This window comes from Pseudomonas sp. WS 5410 (assembly GCF_012985645.1).
Classification (GTDB): domain Bacteria; phylum Pseudomonadota; class Gammaproteobacteria; order Pseudomonadales; family Pseudomonadaceae; genus Aquipseudomonas; species Aquipseudomonas shahriarae.
This window is the reverse complement of sequence record NZ_JAAQWS010000017.1, coordinates 1-17,426: the sequence shown is the minus strand read 5'-3', so window position 1 is coordinate 17,426 and position 17,426 is coordinate 1. Positions and strand designations below refer to the sequence as shown.

The 17,426-nt window shown below is 60.8% G+C and carries 16 protein-coding genes; 11 read left to right on the top strand and 5 right to left on the bottom strand.

Translation table 11 applies throughout. From position 1 onward, the window contains the following. The first annotated feature begins 262 nt into the window (after positions 1 to 262). The 4 genes from psrA (at position 263) to phnX (ending at position 4,562) form a co-directional block, all read left to right on the top strand. The gene (gene psrA / locus HBO24_RS22230) at positions 263 to 1,354 is read left to right on the top strand and encodes an iron-containing alcohol dehydrogenase PsrA (protein ID WP_170060331.1); all 1,092 of its coding nucleotides are present in this window, start codon (positions 263 to 265) and stop codon (positions 1,352 to 1,354) included. 92 nt (positions 1,355 to 1,446) lie between these two features. Beyond that, on the top strand, positions 1,447 to 2,742 hold the full coding sequence (locus HBO24_RS22225; RefSeq protein ID WP_115127474.1) for an MFS transporter: 1,296 nt from the start codon (positions 1,447 to 1,449) through the stop codon (positions 2,740 to 2,742). 37 nt (positions 2,743 to 2,779) lie between these two features. Beyond that, positions 2,780 to 3,652: a LysR substrate-binding domain-containing protein gene (locus tag HBO24_RS22220; RefSeq protein ID WP_057437906.1), complete on the top strand. Its 873-nt coding sequence runs from the start codon at positions 2,780 to 2,782 to the stop codon at positions 3,650 to 3,652. Positions 3,653 to 3,734: 82 nt separating this feature from the next. Continuing rightward, positions 3,735 to 4,562: a phosphonoacetaldehyde hydrolase gene (gene phnX / locus HBO24_RS22215; protein WP_057960578.1), complete on the top strand. Its 828-nt coding sequence runs from the start codon at positions 3,735 to 3,737 to the stop codon at positions 4,560 to 4,562. Between the two features lie 63 nt (positions 4,563 to 4,625). On the opposite strand, the gene HBO24_RS22210 is transcribed toward phnX, so the two are convergent. Further along, positions 4,626 to 5,009 (bottom strand): cytochrome c family protein, encoded by a 384-nt coding sequence (locus HBO24_RS22210; protein ID WP_169960773.1) that lies wholly within the window; start codon positions 5,007 to 5,009, stop codon positions 4,626 to 4,628. A gap of 55 nt (positions 5,010 to 5,064) precedes the next feature. Further along, complete coding sequence (locus HBO24_RS22205) at positions 5,065 to 5,625, bottom strand: hypothetical protein (RefSeq protein WP_081044300.1); 561 nt, start codon at positions 5,623 to 5,625, stop codon at positions 5,065 to 5,067. Between the two features lie 178 nt (positions 5,626 to 5,803). On the opposite strand from HBO24_RS22205, the gene HBO24_RS22200 reads away from it, so the two are divergent. Next, complete coding sequence (locus tag HBO24_RS22200; RefSeq protein ID WP_170060330.1) at positions 5,804 to 6,523, top strand: SDR family oxidoreductase; 720 nt, start codon at positions 5,804 to 5,806, stop codon at positions 6,521 to 6,523. 17 nt (positions 6,524 to 6,540) lie between these two features. On the opposite strand, the gene HBO24_RS22195 is transcribed toward HBO24_RS22200, so the two are convergent. Then, a complete protein-coding gene (locus HBO24_RS22195; RefSeq protein ID WP_170060329.1) occupies positions 6,541 to 7,473 on the bottom strand; it encodes a hypothetical protein in 933 nt (310 codons plus the stop codon). A 193-nt stretch (positions 7,474 to 7,666) separates the two neighbouring features. On the opposite strand from HBO24_RS22195, the gene HBO24_RS22190 reads away from it, so the two are divergent. From HBO24_RS22190 to HBO24_RS22180, 3 genes are all read left to right on the top strand, one after another. Continuing rightward, the gene (locus HBO24_RS22190; protein WP_057444523.1) at positions 7,667 to 8,044 is read left to right on the top strand and encodes a response regulator; all 378 of its coding nucleotides are present in this window, start codon (positions 7,667 to 7,669) and stop codon (positions 8,042 to 8,044) included. Between the two features lie 201 nt (positions 8,045 to 8,245). Next, a complete protein-coding gene (locus HBO24_RS22185) occupies positions 8,246 to 8,860 on the top strand; it encodes a biliverdin-producing heme oxygenase (protein WP_057437896.1) in 615 nt (204 codons plus the stop codon). Continuing rightward, positions 8,857 to 11,097: an ATP-binding protein gene (locus HBO24_RS22180; protein ID WP_057437894.1), complete on the top strand. Its 2,241-nt coding sequence runs from the start codon at positions 8,857 to 8,859 to the stop codon at positions 11,095 to 11,097. The genes HBO24_RS22185 and HBO24_RS22180 overlap by 4 nt, the downstream gene beginning before the upstream one ends. A gap of 172 nt (positions 11,098 to 11,269) precedes the next feature. Here the strand turns inward: HBO24_RS22180 and HBO24_RS22175 are convergent, their stop codons facing one another. Further along, entirely contained in the window at positions 11,270 to 11,728 is a 459-nt protein-coding gene (locus tag HBO24_RS22175; RefSeq protein ID WP_170045901.1) for a transposase, read from the bottom strand. Positions 11,729 to 11,902: 174 nt separating this feature from the next. Here HBO24_RS22175 and HBO24_RS22170 point away from each other — a divergent pair, with 174 nt between their 5' ends. Then, entirely contained in the window at positions 11,903 to 13,822 is a 1,920-nt protein-coding gene (locus HBO24_RS22170) for an alkaline phosphatase D family protein (protein WP_170060328.1), read from the top strand. 138 nt (positions 13,823 to 13,960) lie between these two features. Continuing rightward, entirely contained in the window at positions 13,961 to 14,974 is a 1,014-nt protein-coding gene (locus HBO24_RS22165) for a diguanylate cyclase (RefSeq protein WP_115127469.1), read from the top strand. Positions 14,975 to 14,977: 3 nt separating this feature from the next. Here the strand turns inward: HBO24_RS22165 and HBO24_RS22160 are convergent, their stop codons facing one another. Then, positions 14,978 to 16,006: an amino acid ABC transporter substrate-binding protein gene (locus HBO24_RS22160; RefSeq protein WP_057437889.1), complete on the bottom strand. Its 1,029-nt coding sequence runs from the start codon at positions 16,004 to 16,006 to the stop codon at positions 14,978 to 14,980. Positions 16,007 to 16,154: 148 nt separating this feature from the next. Here HBO24_RS22160 and HBO24_RS22155 point away from each other — a divergent pair, with 148 nt between their 5' ends. Next, the gene (locus HBO24_RS22155) at positions 16,155 to 17,081 is read left to right on the top strand and encodes a LysR substrate-binding domain-containing protein (RefSeq protein ID WP_128593804.1); all 927 of its coding nucleotides are present in this window, start codon (positions 16,155 to 16,157) and stop codon (positions 17,079 to 17,081) included. Positions 17,082 to 17,426: the final 345 nt, after the last annotated feature.

The window sequence follows — 17,426 nt, the reverse complement described above, 5'->3', positions numbered from 1 at the left end:
CAAAGACGGGGCTACATGAAAACAGGAAAGATCCTACCAGCACGCAACGTTTAGGACAGAAAAGCAGCGGCGGTAAGCTTAGAGCTCGTATCGGCGTGGTCGTGGCAAAGACCCAACCACGCCAAGGCAGGCACTTGCCCTTGACCATCCTACATCTCATATCGGCCCAGCCAATCCATCCCCCCAATCTATCGATTTGAGCTCTCCCCCACCCTCCCCGACTATTGGCGCCACTTCCAACAACAAAAACCAGGAACACGCCATGACTGCCCGATTCCATAACCCGGTAGACACCCGCTTCGGCTGGGGCTGCCTGCAAGACCTGGCCAGCATCACTGCGCAGCAGACCGTCGCTCTCGTCACCTTCCCGGAGGCCCGTGGCCTGGGCTTGGTCGAGCGGATCCAGGGATTGCTGGGCGAGCGTCTGGTGTATGTCGTCGAGGATGTGCAGCCCAATCCCGATGTCGCGCAATTGCGTGAAACCTACGAGCGTTTCTGGCTGCAAGCCGGGGATTGCGATGTGGTGCTGGCCGTCGGTGGCGGCAGTGCGATTGATACGGCCAAGGCGCTGATTGTCGGCACTGAGTCCGGGCAGTTCGATGAATTACTGGGATTGTTGGCGACCGGCCAGCCGTTTGTGCCGGCGCACTGCAAAACCTTGATCGCTGCGCCGACCACGGCGGGCACCGGCAGTGAGGTGACGCCCTGGGCGACGATCTGGGATTCGGCCAGCCACAAGAAGTATTCCCTGCACCTGGATTGCACCTGGCCGAAGGTGGCGATTGTCGACCCACAGTTGATGCTGACCGTACCGGCCGGGGTCACGGTGTCGACGGGGCTGGACGCCTTGTCCCACGCGCTGGAGGCGATATGGAACATCAATGCCAATCCGATTTCGGACACGTTCGCGGTATCGGCCATCGAGGACATCCTGGAATGCCTGCCATCGCTGCGGCGCGACCTCGGTAATCAGGAGTTGCGCTCGCGCATGGCCTTGGCCGCGCTCAAGGCCGGCCTGGCGTTTTCCAATACCAAGACTGCGCTGGCCCACTCCATTTCCTACGAGATGACCCTGCACCACGGCCTGCCCCATGGCATCGCCTGCTCCTTTACCTTGCCGCTGGTCCTTGGCTTGGCGTGGGGACATGACGCGGCGCGGGATCGCACCCTGCAACGGGTGTTCGGTGATGACCTGGACAAAGCCCAGACCCGGTTGCGCAACTTCCTGCATAGCCTGGAGGTAAAAACCGAGTTTGCCGATTACGGCGTCACGCCCACCGAGGCCGCCGCGATGATCCGCTTCGCCCTGCAAGGTGCACGCGGCAAAAACTTTATCGGTTCGAAAGCCGCCTAGGCTCAACGCAATTCAGTCTTTCCTCTTGCACCTGTAAAGGGTGCCACCCCGTCGCTGCGGCTTCGGGGGCGAATAACAATAAGGAAAACATCATGAATCGTGCACAAACCCTGCCTGCCCCTGCCGTTCGCTCGGCGTCGTTCCGTTTTGCCCAGTGGCGCATGCTGCTCGCGGCGATGTTTTGTTACCTGTTTTTCTACACTGGGCGCCAGACCTTCGGCTTCGCCATCCCGGGAATCCAGGCCGAGTTCGGCCTGACCAAGGAAGTGCTGGGCTGGATCTCGGCCGCCATGCTCTGGTCCTATGCCATCGGCCAGGCGATCAACGGCAACCTGGCCGATAAGTTCGGCGGACGGCGCATTATGACCCTGGGCGCGGTGCTGTCCTGTGGCGCCAACTGGGTCACCAGTTTTGCCAGTGGTTTTGCCGGGTTGATCCTGCCGTGGGGCATCAACGGTTACTTCCAGGCCCTGGGCTGGGCGCCGGGCAGTCGCTTGATCTCCAACTGGTGGAGCGCCAGCGAGCGCGGCCGGGTCTATGGCTTCTACGTGTTCGCCGCCGGCTGCGCGTCGGTGCTGTCCTATGTGACCTCCATCGTGGTGTTGGAGGTGCTGCAACTGGAGTGGCGCTGGATCTTCCGCCTGCCGGTCCTGTTGATGTTGGCCGGGGGCATCCTGTTTTACCTGGTGGCCCGTGAGCGCCCGCAGGACCTGGGCTTCGAACCCCTGGCCGATACCGGCGTGGCCAACGCCGAGGACAAGGGCCATGAAGTGGCCCACGGCGAAGAGGAAACCTCGGCCCAGCGCTACAAGGCAGTGCTGAAAAACGCGCGCCTGATCATTGCCGCCGTGTCCCTGGGTTTCCAGAACGCTGCGCGCTACGGCCTGATCGTGTGGGTGCCGGTGCATTTCCTCGGCGCCAACTGGAAAAGCGGCGACAGCATGATCGATCCAAAGTGGATCACCGTCGCCCTGCCGGTGGGCATGGCCGTCGGCGCCCTGAGCAATGGCTGGGTGTCGGACAAGCTGTTCGGCTCCAAGCGCTACCTGGCGATCATGCTCTATATGTTCCTCGGCGCCGCGACCAGCCTGTGGATGTGGAGCCTGCCACCCCATAGCGCAGTCGGCCTGGTGGCGCTGTTTCTCTGCGGGTTCTTTGTCTACGGCCCGGCGTCCAGCTTCTGGGCTTTGTGCCCGGACCTGGTGGGTGCCAAGCGCGCAGGCACGGCCACGGGTGTGATGAACTTCTCGTCTTATCTGTTCGCCGGCCTGGCAGAACCGCTGATCGGCAGTATGCTCGACAGTACCGGCAATACGTCGCTGATCTTCATCGTCGTCACCTCGGCCTGCCTGTGCAGCGCGGTGGTGGCCCTGTTTATCCGCCGTTGATGACCCGGCTCGGCTGATCCCTGGAACAGGATGCGTTATGTACCAGTACCACAAGTGGCTACGGTCCTTTCATGCAGTGGCGAAGACCGGCAGTTTCACCCTCGCCGCCGAGTACTTGAGCGTCGGCCAGCCGACTGTCAGCGAACAGGTCAACGGCCTGGAAAAGCAGTTCTCGGTGGAGTTGTTCCACCGCCGTGGGCGCTTTATCGAGATGAGCTCGGCCGGCCATGCGCTCTACGGGATCACCCAGGGCCTGTTCGGCCAGGAGGATGAGGCCATGCAACTGCTGCACAGCTTCAAGCAGCGCAAGACCGGGATGTTGCGCCTGGGCGCTGTTTCGCCGCCCATTGCCATGAACCTGACGTACGAGTTGATGCAGCGCCACCCGGATATCACGCTGGAGACCTCGTTTTCCCCGGAGAAGGAGACCCTCGACCGCCTGTTCAATTTTGATATCGACGTGGCAATCCTGGCCCTCTCGGAGTTTGACCAACGCTTCGATACGCAGCTGTACCGGCGTTACCCGATCATTGCGGTGGTGCGCGACGACCATCCCTGGGCTGCGCAGAAAGAGGTACACGTCGAGCAGATCAGCCAGGAGCGTTGGGTCATGCGCGAACGCAGCTCGCGCACCCGGCAACTGGTGGAAGAAAGCTGCAAGCGCCTGGGGGTGGACCTCAACTGCGTGATGCAGCTCAACAGCCGCGAAGCCATCGTGCATGCCATCGCCAAGGGTATCGGCATTGGCTTTGTATCGGCGGTGGAATACGCCGAAACGCCGGGTACCACACCGATCACCTTCGTCGACCACCCGTTTTCCATCGACTACCACCTGTGTTGCCTGGGCATCCGGCGCAACCGACCGATGATCGCCGAACTGTTCGAGGCCAGCCCCATACCGGCTACCTGATTCGCTTCACCCTTTTGCACTCAACCGGCTTACCTCGTGAATCGAGGGACGGCCTGCTCATACCCGAAAATGGAGATTGATCATGCATTACCAACAACCTTCTACGTTGCAAGCCGTGGTCCTGGACTGGGCCGGCACCGTCGTCGACTTCGGCTCGTTTGCGCCCACGCAGATTTTCGTCGAGGCCTTTGCCGAGTTCGGCGTCGCCGTGTCCCTGGAGGAAGCCCGCGGGCCGATGGGCATGGGCAAGTGGGATCACATCCGCACCCTGTGCAATCAGCCGCAGATTGCCGAGCGCTATCGTGCGGTGTTCAACCGCCAGCCGACCGACGCAGACGTCACCGCCCTGTACGAGCGTTTCATGCCGTTGCAGATCGAGAAAATCGCCCTGCACTCGGCAGTGATTCCCGGTGCGCTGGAGGCGATTGAAACCCTGCGCGCCAAGGGTTTGAAGATCGGCTCGTGCTCGGGCTACCCGGCGGTGGTGATGGCCAAGGTAGTCGAGTTGGCGCGGCAAAATGGCTATGTGGCCGATCATGTAGTGGCCACCGACGAAGTGCCCAACGGTCGCCCGCATCCGGCCCAGGCCCTGGCCAATGTGATCGCCCTGGGCATCAGCGATGTGGCGGCGTGCGTCAAGGTCGATGACACCTGGCCGGGAATCCTGGAAGGACGCAGTGCCGGCATGTGGACAGTCGCCCTGACCTGCTCGGGCAACGCACTGGGGCGGACCTACGCGCAATACAAGGCGCTGCCGGCCGAAGAACTGGCGCAGGAACGCGAGCGTATTACACAGATGTTTGAAGGGTCACGGCCGCACTACCTGATCGACACCATCGTCGACCTGCCGGCAGTAATCGACGATATCAATGCGCGACTGGCACGCGGGGAAACACCACAAGGCAGTTGAAATCGCTGCCAATCCTGCAGGAGCCGGTTTGCCGGCTCCTGCAATGGATTTGGGTGTATCGCGCTATTGCGCCTGAAAGGTCTCCAGATAGGTCAGCAGGTTCTCGATCTTCTGCTGATCACTGATCCCCCAGAAAATCATGCGGGTCCCGCTCACCACTTTTTTCGGATTCTCGATATAGGCCGCGAGGGTCTCCCGCGTCCACACCACGCCCGAATTTTTCATCGCGGCGGAATACTGATAGTCCGCCGTGGTGCCCGCCAGCCGCCCGATCACCCCATTGAGCTGTGGCCCAAAGCCGCCACGGGCGTTCAGCCCGACACTGTGGCAACCGCCACAGGTCTTGGCGAACAGCCGGCCGCCTGCCTCGGCATCGCCTGCTGCCACCGCCGACGTGTTGAAAAGCATGGCCGTGAGTAACAGGGTCAGTAAGGCAGCGGGTTTCATCAGGGGCTCCAGGTCACGGGCTTCAGGCGGTAGAGGCGGCAATTATGCCTGCGGTTTACTTGTCCTCGTCCACGTTATTGAAGCGTGCCCGGTTGATCTGCCAAGGCAGGGCTGGCTGTGAACGGATTTTTTTATGTTTGCCACGGCTGAAAAAGTGCGTTTGCAGTTCCAGGAAGTGCCGGTCGCGCCCTACCGACTCAAAGGTTACGACAAAGAAAACCAGCGGTGTGCTGGCCTTGGCCCAGAGCTTGGACGCCTTCTCGATGGCTTCGGGCAAATGGCTTTTGGTGCTGTAGGACACGAAAGTGGAGAACGCCGCCTGTTCATGGTTTTTAAACAGTTTGCTGATTTCATCCACTTTGTCGTTATGGGACTGGACCCACTCCCATTCGACGTTGGACAGGATGCTCTTGTCGGGATATTTCAGGACCGCATCGGTACGCCCGCCCTGTTCGAAATAGGCACGCGCGCCGAGCAATTTCGCGCACTCGCGCATCACCAGCCCCACATGAATCGTCCACCCGGCACGGTTGGTGACGGCATCCACCTCCACCGGAAAATCCTGGTACCACAGGCAATTGAACAGGGTGATGAAGTCGCGTTCGATCCGTTTCATTTTTACTTCCTTAGCGTCGACTGGACGAATGGCAAAGAGCCATCACTCTAAATCAACTGAAGGCAAATCGCTCCCGCTGTCTGGCAAAACATTTGGACACAGCCATTTAATTGCCATCACTCCCGCCCTCTGTTTGCATGCGCACTTTCCATCAGCGCGTCAGTTCAAGGAGAGATCAATGAGAACCATGGTGGTCGGTGCAAGCAAAGGTTTGGGCAGGGCATTTATGGAAGGCTTGGGCGGCGTGGGGGATACCTTGATCGGGGTCTCGCGCAGCCGTCCTACAGGCTTGATATCCAGCAGTGGCGCCGAAGTGTCATGGGTGGAAGCCGACCTTGGCCAGCCGGCGCAAGCCGCACAGGTCATCGAGCAGGCGGTGGCACAGGACGGCCTGGATACGCTGATCTATAACCTGGGTATCTGGGAAGAACAGGCGTTCGATGAGGCCTACAGCTTCCTCAAGGATGAAGACACGCAGTTGGAAGCCATTGTCAGCTGCAACATCACCGCCCCCTTGCTGCTGATCAAGCGCCTGCTGCCCGTGCTGTTAAAAAGCCCCAACCCACGCATCATCTTTACCGGCTCTACCTCAGGTCTGCCACAGAGTGGGCGCCCGGAAGTGACGTTCGGCGCGTCGAAGTTCGCCTTGCGCGGCATGGCCGATGCCTTGCGTGAAGGTTATCGGCACCAGCGCCTGGGCGTGACCTGCCTGAACCTGGGCTACCTGAATACAGAGGATCCATTGAGCACCTCCCGCCTTGAGGCCGAGCAGCGTGGCGACGGGCAGTTGATCCCGGTACACGACGTGGTGCAAGTGGTGCGCATGGCCTTGAGCCTGTCATCGGCCAGCTTTGTCAAAGAGCTGACTTTGCCAGCCCTGCTGGACGAACGCTTCTGACGGAACAGGCCGAATCTTCAGACAGCCAGATAAAGCGCCATCAGGCACAACGGCACCAACACCAGCCCCAGCAGCATCATGAACACCACACTCATGGCGTTGGTCCGGGGCGTGCCGACGTGGCTGACAAAGCCCATGCACAACCGTCGCAACAGCTCCGCGCCTCGGGCGAATTGATAGACCACGCCGATGGTGAGCAGCGAGAGGGTTCCGGTCGCCGCGCAGTAAAACAGGATCGGCTCGGGCATGAAGTAACTGGAGATAAAACCTTCGGAGGTGGCATAGATAAACGTCACGGGCTGAAACAGCGCGATCGAATACAGCACATTGCGCAACGGGTTGAACGCGATCGTCGGCCGCACTTCGTCAGCGGGCAACATGGCGTACAGCTCGTTCATGTCCGACCAGCGAAACCAGTAGACCGCCACACTGAACAACAGGTAGGCCAAGGCAATCGTCGCCGAAAAGCACCCCAGGAACTGCCACGAACCAAACCCGCGACGCGTTCCCACGTTGATGCTCCATTTGGTCAACTGGATGGTCACGCAGTCGATCACCATCGCCACCAGCAGCCCCTTGCCGTAGAAGTCCTGGATGGCTTGCAGCACATTCGGCGGCGGCGGAACATTGAACACGTGCTCGGGATTTTTAAACAGGTAGAGATCCAGCAGCCACACCACAAAAAACACCAGCGACACGAGCAAGGTGTACAGCGGGATACTGATCAGTTGGCGCCGGGCGAGGTACGTTTGCCCGAACACCCGTTGGAAGAGGTTGGCCCACAACTGGGCGATCCCGATAAAGCGGTCGCGGCCAAGGCTCATGCCGCCCAAGGTCTTGAGTATTTCCAGGCGGCTTTTCTGGGTGGTAAACGCGACGGCGACCAATACCCCGGTACACCCGAACAACACGGTGGCAACGACGATCAACGCCCCAATCAGTTCTTTCACACTCGCATCCCTTGCTGTGAAGTTACGTGGCCCACATCCTGGCTTATCCCACCCGAAGCTCGCAAGCAGCGGCCGTTTTATCCACGCTGGCGACACGCTCAAATGACCACCCATCGAATAAAAAACATTCAGTAGAACCTATCCCATGGCCTGCCACTCCACCTTACTCAACCCAGATGGTGGAGTAAGGATCATGGCTCAGCCATCGATATTGGTACTGGAAGACGACGAGATCATTCGCTCGTTGATGGTGGATGTGCTGGAGGAGTTCGGCGCGGTGGTGACCTCGTTCCCATCGGCCGATGAAGGGATGATTTTTCTGGAGCGGACCAGTGATCCGGTAGACCTGATTGTCAGCGATATCCAGATGCCCGGCCTGCTCAACGGGTATGACCTGAGCAAGGTCGTGGCCCATCGCTGGCCGTCCTTGCCGGTGGTGCTGACCTCGGGCAATACGGTGATGGCGGCGCAACTGGGCAATACGGTGAAATTCCTGCCCAAGCCATGGAGCACCGAGCGCCTACTTGACTGTGTGCAGTCGGCATTGGTGCAGGGTACCTCCCTGCACTGATAGCGTCACAACACGGCGGCAATCGAACTTCGCGATAAGGTGTGGGGTCTGTTTTTGAATATTGGGTTATTTTTCTGACAGCAACGTCAGATTTTTTACCTGACTTTTCAGATACAGACGACGGGACAAACAGAATCGTTGCCCGCCCTTCACCCACGCGTCAGCCATGGTTGCCCTGGCCGACCAGTCCGAGCTTACTGCATGCATCCACAGGCCCATGACGTCGCGGCGCCCTCCCTGCTTGAAGCCTTGCGCGCAGGCACAGCCCTGCTCCATGTGGCCCTGGAAAAACGCTTGCCATTCTTTTCCCCGCAGCTGGATGCCGACGGATATCGGCGTTTGTTTGAGGCTTACTACGGTTTCTACCACCCGCTGGAATCACGACTGTACGACTGCGCCTTGATTCCTGTGGGATTCAACCAGGCGCTGCGGGTGAAAACCCCTACCCTCCACAGTGACCTGATTGCCCTGGGCCTCACCAGCCAGGCGATTGCCGCCCTGCCCCTCTGCCCTCGCCTGCCACGCCTCGACACCCCGGCCGCCTGCCTGGGCGTGTTGTATGTGCTCGAAGGCGCGACCCTCGGCGGCCAGGTACTGCGCCGGGAGATGGCCCGGCGCCTGGCGCTGGACGCCAGCAACGGCGGCGCCTTTCTCGATATATACGGCACCGAGACTGGTCGGCGCTGGAAAGACTTTCTCGACTACTTGGGCCACGTCCCGCTGGACGACCTCGGCCGGCAGCAGGCGGAGGACGCGGCCTGCTCGACATTCAGCTGTTTTGAGCAATGGCTCGACAGCCAGGAGGTACTGCTATGAAACCCGAAGATTTTGAAGAACTGCTGGCCAACTGTGCCGACGAGCCGATCCGCTTCCCTGGCGCGATCCAGCCTCATGGCGCACTGCTGACCCTGCGCGAACCGGACCTGCAAATCGTGCAAGTCAGCGCCAACGTGGCCAGCCTGTTCAATCACCCGCCCGAGACCTTGCTTGGCCAGCCACTGGATACGCTGTTGGGCGCGGACAACGCGCGCACGGTGCAGCAGATCGCCAGTCAACTTAACTTTATCGACGCCCCGGCGCTGCACGTCACCCTCAACGGGAACGAGTTCGAAGGCCTGCTGCACCGCCATCAAGGCGTGCTGGTGCTGGAGTTCGAGCCACGCTACGAGCACTTCCAGCCCAAGTCGGTGAACGGCCGCGCCAGCAACCTGGGCAAGATGTTGCAACATTTGCAGTCGGCGAAAACCCTGCAAGCCTTGTACGAAATCAGCGTGAGCGAAATCCAGGCCATGACCGGCTATGACCGTGTGCTGATTTATCGCTTCGAAGAGGAAGGCCACGGCCAGGTCATCGCCGAAGCGTCCGCGCCGTCCATGGAACTGTTCAACGGCCTGTTCTTCCCGGCGTCCGACATCCCGGAACAGGCCCGCGAGTTGTACCGCACCAACTGGCTGCGAATCATCCCCAATGCCGACTACGAGCCGGTGCCGCTGCTACCCAAGCTGCACCCGGACACCGGGAAACCGCTGGATTTGAGCTTCGCCACCCTGCGCAGCGTGTCGCCGATCCACTGCCAGTACATGAAGAACATGGGCGTGCTGTCGTCCATGAGCATCTCGCTGATGAAAGGCGACAAATTGTGGGGGTTGATCAGTTGCGGCAACCGCGAGCCGCTGCACGTGCCCAACGACCTGCGCACCACCTGTCAGACCATCGGCCAGGTGCTGTCGTTGCAGATCAGCGCCATGGAGGCCCTGGATATCAGCCGCCAGCGTGAAGAAAAAGTCGAGGCCCTGGACACACTCAACCAGGCAATGAGCGCGTCAGCGGACACGGTGTTCGACGGCCTGGCCCAATGCCCGCAGGTGTTGATGGACCTGGTCCTGGCCGGTGGCGTGGCGATCATTGAGGGCCAGCAACTGCATCGCTATGGCAACTGCCCGGAACCGGCGCAGATCCGCGCCTTACACAAATGGCTGCAGGACACCGGGCAACCGGTGTTTGCCAGCCACCACCTGTCAGCGGTCTACCCGCCCGCAGCCGACTATCAGCCAGTGGCCAGTGGCGTCCTGGCCATGAGCCTGCCCAAGCCGGTGGACAACGGCGTGCTGTGGTTCCGCCCGGAAGTCAAAGAGAACATCCAGTGGAGCGGCGACCCGCAGAAACCGCTGGCCCTGGAAAAATCCGACGCGGGCCTGCGCCTTCGCCCACGCACCTCGTTTGAAATCTGGAAGGTGGAAATGGCTGGCATCTCCACCAAGTGGAGCTCTGGCGACCGTTTCGCCGCCAACGACCTGCGCCGTTCGGCCCTGGAAAACGACCTGGCCCGCCAGGTCCTGCGCGAGCAACAAGCGGTGCGCGCCCGGGATGAACTGGTGGCGGTGGTGTCCCATGACCTGCGCAACCCGATGACCGTGATTTCAATGCTGTGCGGCATGATGCAAAAGGCGTTCAGCTCTGATGGCGCCCACACCTCGCGGCGAATTTCCTCGGCCATCGACACCATGCAGCAGGCCGCCGCGCGCATGAATGTGTTGCTGGAGGATTTGCTAGACACCTCAAAGATCGAGGCGGGCCGCTATACCGTCAAGCCGGTGCCCCTGGACGTCAGCCAGATCCTCGAAGAAGCCTATGCGCTGCTGGCGCCCCTGGCCCAGGAAAAGGGGGTTGACCTGTCGTTCAACGCCGAACCCGGCCTGCAGATCAACGCCGACCCGGAGCGTTTGTTCCAGGTACTGTCGAACCTGATCGGCAACGCCATCAAGTTCACCCCGCGCCAGGGCAAGATCGGGATTTCGGCGATGAGCAATGGCGAGGAGATTGTGTTTGCGGTGCGCGACTCCGGCGAAGGCATTGCCCCTGACCAACTGCCCCACGTGTTTGATCGCTACTGGACCCTGACCGAAAACAACCCCACGGGCAGCGGCCTTGGGCTGTACATCACCCAGGGCATCGTCAAGGCCCACGGCGGGCGGATCGAAGCCGAAAGCGAGCTGGGGCGTGGCAGTGAATTCCGCTTTACCGTCCCCAAGGTCACGCAGCCCCCATGCTGACCGCGCGGCCCACTGTGCCTACCTCTGTGGCGAGCGGGCTTGCCCGCGCTGGGCTGCGCAGCGGCCCCCTTCAGACCTCTGCGGTGTGTCAGGCATACCATAGCGCCCGGTTTTGGGGCTGCTGCGCAGCCCAGCGCGGGCAAGCCCGCTCGCCACAACCACATCACAAAACTCAGAGCCAGACCGCATCCCATAATGGGTAGTCACCGATATGCTTCACCAGCCCTGCCCTCAGCGGATTGGCAATAATATAGCGAGCGATTTTCCGGTGGTCCTCTTCAGCCCTCACCGCACGGTCATGATAACCACGCTGCCAAAACGGCCCCGTGGTACCGCGAGCACGGTTTATCGTCAGCGTGCTCCGGGACTTGGTCCGCCCCATGACTTGCGCCAACCCCACCTCTTGCAGCTCAAACAGCCAATGAAGGTGATCCGGCATAATGACCCAGGCCAGCGAGTTGACCTGGCCTGAGTCATGGGTACGCTTAAGCTCGGCCACCAACAATCGGCCCAGGCGCAGATCACGGAACAATGGCCGTCGCCCATACACGACGGCGGTTATCAGATAGGATCGGCCTGGCTCCGAGTACCGGCCACGGCGTAACAAATGAGAGTCTGGCTGACGAAGCATTCCTTTGCGCCTTTGAACAATAAGTACATGTCGAGGCTAGCAGCGGATATCAGCCAATGACCGTAAGATTGGTGAACACATGTATCCGCTTGCCACAGTGAGCCTGCTTTGACAAAACACCGACATCCACTGCGTTAACCTACCCAGTCCAATCCCGCACAGAGCCGTGTTTTCATGCTGCAACCCGACACATTGCCCGCCGTCCTCGCCGGCCCCTTATTGCGTCGCCTGGAGCCGGGCCGCCTGGTGTTGTGGCTGGTGGGCAGTCGCGCGCTGGCATTGACCTTGCGGCTGCAGTTCTGTCAGGACGAGGGCGAACAGTCCCTGGATATCGACCTCGACGCCACACGCTGCCAGGTCATTGCGGTGGGCCGCGCGGCGTTTATCCACCTGATTGATGTGTCGCTGGCCACACCCCTGCCCCAGGACGTGCCCATCCGTTATGACCTGCTGATCGAGGGTGGCGCCGGCATCGCCCAATGGGCCCCGCATCTGTTGTACCCAGGCGCCCAGGCCCCGGACTTCATCCTGCACAGCCGTATCCGCCAGTTGCTGCACGGTTCTTGCCGCAAACCCCACCATTACGCCGACGAGGGCCTGCTCTGCGCTGATCGCCTGTTGGCCGCCGACCGCAGCCTGGCCCAGCGCCCGGCGTTGTTGATGATGAGTGGCGACCAGGTGTACGCCGACGATGTGGCCGGGCCGATGCTGCGCGCCATCCATGGGCTGATTGCGCGCCTGGGCCTGTTCGATGAACACCTCGATGGCGCCGTGGTGGACGACAGCGCCAAGCTCTATGACCACCCTGCCAGCTATTACCATCGCGCCGATCTGTTGCCCGCCCTGGAGAGCAACGAGACCCTGCGCGAACGCTTTTTTGGCGGGGTGAAAAAGCCGATCTTCACCAGCAGCACCGCCGACAACCACCTGGTGACTTTCGCTGAAGTCATGGCCATGTACCTGCTGGTCTGGTCGCCCACCCCCTGGACCCTGATCGCCACACAGCCGCCCACTCGGCTCACTGCCGAAGAACGGGCGCGCTACGCCCGCGAACAGGTGCCTGTGGATAAGTTTCGCGACGGTCTGGGCGGTGTGGCCCGGGTGTTCGCCCATGTGCCGTGCCTGATGATTTTCGATGATCACGACATCACCGATGACTGGAACCTCAGCGCCCAGTGGGAACAGACCGCCTATGGCCACCCGTTCTCCAAACGCATCATCGGCAACGCCTTGCTCGCCTATATGCTCTGCCAGGGCTGGGGCAACAACCCCGATGCCTTCGCCGCGCTTGTGGAAAAAACCCTGGCCCTGAGCGCGACGGCCCAGCAGCACGACAACCATTTACCCGCGCCCGCCCAGGACCAATTGCTCGAAGAACTCCTGCAGTTTCAACAGTGGCATTACGTGCTGCCCACCACCCCGGCGCTGGTGGTCATCGATACCCGTACGCGGCGCTGGCGCAGTGAATTCACCCTCAAGCAACCGTCCGGCCTGCTGGACTGGGAAGCCTTGAGTGAGCTGCAACAAGAACTGCTCGACCACCCTTCGGCAATCATCGTGTCGCCTGCGCCGATCTTCGGCGTCAAGCTGATCGAGACGGTGCAGAAAGTCTTCAGTTGGTGCGGTTACCCACTGTTGGTCGATGCCGAAAACTGGATGGCCCACCGTGGCGCCGCGCAGGTAATCCTGAATATCTTCCGCCACTCGCGCACCCCAGGTAACTACGTGATTCTGTCGGGGGATGTGCACTACTCGTTCGTCTACCAGGTGCTGATCCGCCATCGCAACGGCGGGCCGAATATCTGGCAGATCACCAGCAGTGGCATCAAGAACCAATTCCCGCCGCGCCTGCTGGAATGGTTCGACCGCCTTAACCGCTGGCTCTACTCACCACGCTCGCCCCTGAACTGGCTGACCCGGCGCCGGCGCATGCAAGTGGTGCCGTATATCCCGGAACATGCCGAAGCGGGAGAGCGTCTGTGGAACAGTGCCGGCATCGGCCAGGTGTTTTTCAATGAGGAAGGGCAGCCGGAGGCGATTTACCAGCACAACGCCAACGGCTCGGCTCCTACCCGGATGGTGGAACCGCTCTAGCTTGGCCACCAACAATAATGGCGTTTAGCCACAATTTTACCCGGACAAACCTCGCTGTACAGTACGCCCAGCCACGGAGTATCGGCGTTAACACCTGACTGGCCACAATGAGCCGGCATCCTCGCAGGGAGCGCGCAGATGGGCGATACATCCGATTTGGATCCGTTGAACAGTGAGCTTTTCGACGTCAACGCCGACCTGGTCCATGCCATCATGGAACTGGTCAGCGATGGAATCTGGGACTGGAACGCCAACACTGGGTTTGTCTATCGCAACCCCGGCTGGTACGAAATGCTGGGCTACGATCACCATTCCCTGGAAAACACCGTCTTCACCTGGGAAAGCGTGATCCACCCCGACGATTACCCCCATGTGATGAAAGTCTTCGATGACTACATCAATAGCCGCACCCCTCACTATCAAGCCGAATACCGCTGTCGAAAAAAAGACGGTACCTGGCTGTGGATCGAAGACCGTGGCTACATCATTGCCCGCAATGCCGATGGCTCGGTGTCGCGCATGGTCGGCGCCCACCGCAGCATTCATGAGCGCAAACGCTCCCTGGAACAGCTTGAGCGGCGCAACCAATCCCTTGAAGCGCTGGTGGCCGAACGCACTCGCGAACTGTCGCGGGTCAACCAGCAACTGCAGTTACAGCTGGAGGAAAACCGCTCCCTGGCCGAGCGCGATACCTTGACCCGCATCGCCAACCGCTATCGCCTGGAAAAAGCCCTGCTCGAAGAGTGCGCGCGCGCTCAGCGGTTTCGTCTGCCGCTGGCGGTGATTGCCATGGATGTCGATGACTTCAAGTCGATCAACGACCAGCATGGACACGCCGTGGGCGATGCCACCCTGCTGCGGGTAGTCGAATGCCTGGAGCATTGCGTGCGCCAGGGTGACCTGCTGGCACGTTGGGGGGGCGACGAGTTTATGCTGATTATGCCCAAGAGCACCGTGGAAACCGCCCGGATACTGGCCGAGCGCATTCGCCGGGCGGTGCTCGACCTGCCTCCCGTGGGCGATTTCAACGTGACCCTGAGCCTGGGGGTGGTACAGCGCCTCGATGGCGAATCACCCGCCGACCTGATGGCCCGGGCGGACCAGGCGCTGTACCGGTCCAAGGCCGCGGGCAAGGACCGGGTTTCGCAGTAACCGTTAGCGCACCGGCGGCGCGTACTGGATGCCGCCGTTGTTCCACAGCGCATTGAGGCCGCGCGGGATCTTCAGCACGCTGCCCTGGCCGATGTTGCGCTCGAACACCTCGCCATAGTTGCCCACTTGCTTGACGATCTGCACCACCCAGTCCTTGCGCAGCTTCAAATCCTTGCCGTACTCCCCGTCGGCCCCCAACAGGCGGGCGATGTCGGGGTTCTTGGTGGTCTTGGCCTGTTCCTCGACGTTCTTCGAGGTGATGCCCATTTCCTCGGCATTGAGCATGGCAAACAGCGTCCACTTGACGATGCTGAACCAGTCGTCATCGCCCTTGCGCACCAGCGGGCCCAGGGGTTCCTTGGAGATCACTTCCGGCAGCACGATAAACTCATCCGGGTGCGCCATCTTGATCCGCTGGGCGTACAGGCCCGACTGGTCGGTGGTCAGCACGTCGCAACGGCCGGCTTCCAGGCCCTTGGCACTTTCATCGGCGGTATCGAAGGTGATCGGGGTGTATTTCATGCCATTGGCACGGAAGTAATCCGAGACGTTCAACTCGGTGGTGGTGCCGGCCTGGATACAGATGGTCGCGCCATCCAGCTCCTTGGCGTGGGCCACTCCCAGCTTGGTATTCACCAGAAACCCGATACCGTCGTAATAGGTCACGCCGGTAAACACCAGGCCCATTCCGGAATCCCGGGAGCTGGTCCAGGTGGTATTGCGCGAAATCACGTCGATTTCCCCGGATTGCAACGCGGTGAAGCGCTCCTTGGCGGTCAGTTGGGTGAATTTGACCTTCGAGGCATCGCCAAACACGGCGGCGGCAACGGCATGGCACACATCAACGTCGATGCCGGTCATCTTGCCCTGGGCGTCCGGCACGCCGAAGCCTGGCAAGCCGTCGCTGACCCCACATTGGATAAAGCCCTTTTTCTGGATCGCGTCCAGGGTCGCGCCTGCGTGAGCGGTGCCGGCCAGGCCCAGGACAGTGGCGGCGGTGAGTGCTGCCAGGGTGGATTTCAGATGCTGCATGCAAGGCTCTCCGTGTTGGATTTTATTATTTGGCGCCGCAAACCCGGGCCAGTTTATTTATAGTGTTGCCGGTCAGTATCAACGGCTTTACACCTGGGTCACAAATGACGTTTAGGCAAAGGCTCCTTCCTGTTTGGAATGAACTCCCATGATCTCAAAACGCTTGACCCCTTCGATGACTGCCCTGCAATGCTTCGAAGCCGCTGCCCGGCACCTGAGCTTCACCCGTGCCGCCGAAGAACTGCACCTGACCCAAAGTGCGGTGAGCAAGCAAGTGGCGCAACTGGAGGAAATGCTCTGCCACAAGCTCTTCGAGCGCGTGCGCCAGCGTCTGTACCTGTCGCCGGCGGGCTCGTTGTACCTGGCAGAAGTGCACAAGATCCTGACCCAGGTGGATATCTCCAGTCGCTATATCCTCACCTACGGTGGTGAAACCGAGGTGCTGCGCATCGCCACCCAACCGACCTTCGGCGACCGCTGGCTGGTGCCCAAGCTCAAGGACTTTGCCGCCCGTCATCCGAATATCCACCTGGATGTGCGCAACGAGCTCGAACCCTTCGACGTGCTGCAGGCCAAGGCCGATATCGCGTTCTTCTTCGGCCAGGGGTCATGGCCGGGGGCCACCTGCATTGAGCTGTTTCGCGAAGCGGTAGTGCCGGTGTGCGCACCGGGGTTTGTCGCCCAGGGCAGCGACGCTTCATCGCAACACACCTTGCTGCAATGCACCTCACGGCCCGAGGCCTGGCACGAGTGGTTCCTGGAACAGGGCCTGCATTCACAGAACAGCTACCACGGGCCGCGCTTCGACACGTTCTACATGTGCATACGCGCGGCGCAATCGGGTTACGGCGTGGCACTGGTGCCGCACTACCTGGTGGCTGACGAATTGGCCCAGGGCAGCCTGGTGGTGCCATGGGACTATGCGATGCCCAGCAGTGGCGCGCACTTTATCGCCCATGCCGAGCATGCCGGGGAGATTCCCAAGGTGAAGGCGTTTTTGCAGTGGATGGTGGAGTACACCCACTCTCACTGTGGGGGCGGGCTTGCCTGCGATGGTGGTGTATCAGTCAACTGATGGGTTGGCTGATTTGGTTGTTGGGGATGTGTACATATCCGATGCTGCGGTCACGGCGGCTATTGGTTCCGCCCTTACGGCGGGTCACTTTTGGAAAAGAGCCCCAAAAGTAACCAAAAGGGCTCTTGCCCCACCACTCGGCACCTCGCCCAGGCTCGGTGTGCCCGTCATCCGACATTGATTTGGGGGGCCGCCGCGATGGGCCATCCATGGCCCAGCGCGGCTAACCCGGCGTCCTGCCGGGTTACCCCCCAAATCAATATCGGATGACGGCCAGCGTGGTTTAACGGGGCGCCTCAGATCAAAAGCAAAGCGAGGCGGCCTGACAGCCGACCTGATCGTCGA

Coding starts and splice junctions, on each gene's coding strand:
- HBO24_RS22185 (WP_057437896.1), top strand. CDS start 8,246: ATGCATCCACAGGCCCATGACGTCGCGGCGCCCTCCCTGCTTGAAGCC.
- HBO24_RS22225 (WP_115127474.1), top strand. CDS start 1,447: ATGAATCGTGCACAAACCCTGCCTGCCCCTGCCGTTCGCTCGGCGTCG.
- HBO24_RS22165 (WP_115127469.1), top strand. CDS start 13,961: ATGGGCGATACATCCGATTTGGATCCGTTGAACAGTGAGCTTTTCGAC.
- phnX (WP_057960578.1), top strand. CDS start 3,735: ATGCATTACCAACAACCTTCTACGTTGCAAGCCGTGGTCCTGGACTGG.
- HBO24_RS22200 (WP_170060330.1), top strand. CDS start 5,804: ATGAGAACCATGGTGGTCGGTGCAAGCAAAGGTTTGGGCAGGGCATTT.
- HBO24_RS22220 (WP_057437906.1), top strand. CDS start 2,780: ATGTACCAGTACCACAAGTGGCTACGGTCCTTTCATGCAGTGGCGAAG.
- HBO24_RS22180 (WP_057437894.1), top strand. CDS start 8,857: ATGAAACCCGAAGATTTTGAAGAACTGCTGGCCAACTGTGCCGACGAG.
- HBO24_RS22205 (WP_081044300.1), bottom strand. CDS start 5,625: ATGAAACGGATCGAACGCGACTTCATCACCCTGTTCAATTGCCTGTGG.
- HBO24_RS22210 (WP_169960773.1), bottom strand. CDS start 5,009: ATGAAACCCGCTGCCTTACTGACCCTGTTACTCACGGCCATGCTTTTC.
- psrA (WP_170060331.1), top strand. CDS start 263: ATGACTGCCCGATTCCATAACCCGGTAGACACCCGCTTCGGCTGGGGC.
- HBO24_RS22170 (WP_170060328.1), top strand. CDS start 11,903: ATGCTGCAACCCGACACATTGCCCGCCGTCCTCGCCGGCCCCTTATTG.
- HBO24_RS22155 (WP_128593804.1), top strand. CDS start 16,155: ATGATCTCAAAACGCTTGACCCCTTCGATGACTGCCCTGCAATGCTTC.
- HBO24_RS22175 (WP_170045901.1), bottom strand. CDS start 11,728: ATGCTTCGTCAGCCAGACTCTCATTTGTTACGCCGTGGCCGGTACTCG.
- HBO24_RS22190 (WP_057444523.1), top strand. CDS start 7,667: ATGGCTCAGCCATCGATATTGGTACTGGAAGACGACGAGATCATTCGC.
- HBO24_RS22160 (WP_057437889.1), bottom strand. CDS start 16,006: ATGCAGCATCTGAAATCCACCCTGGCAGCACTCACCGCCGCCACTGTC.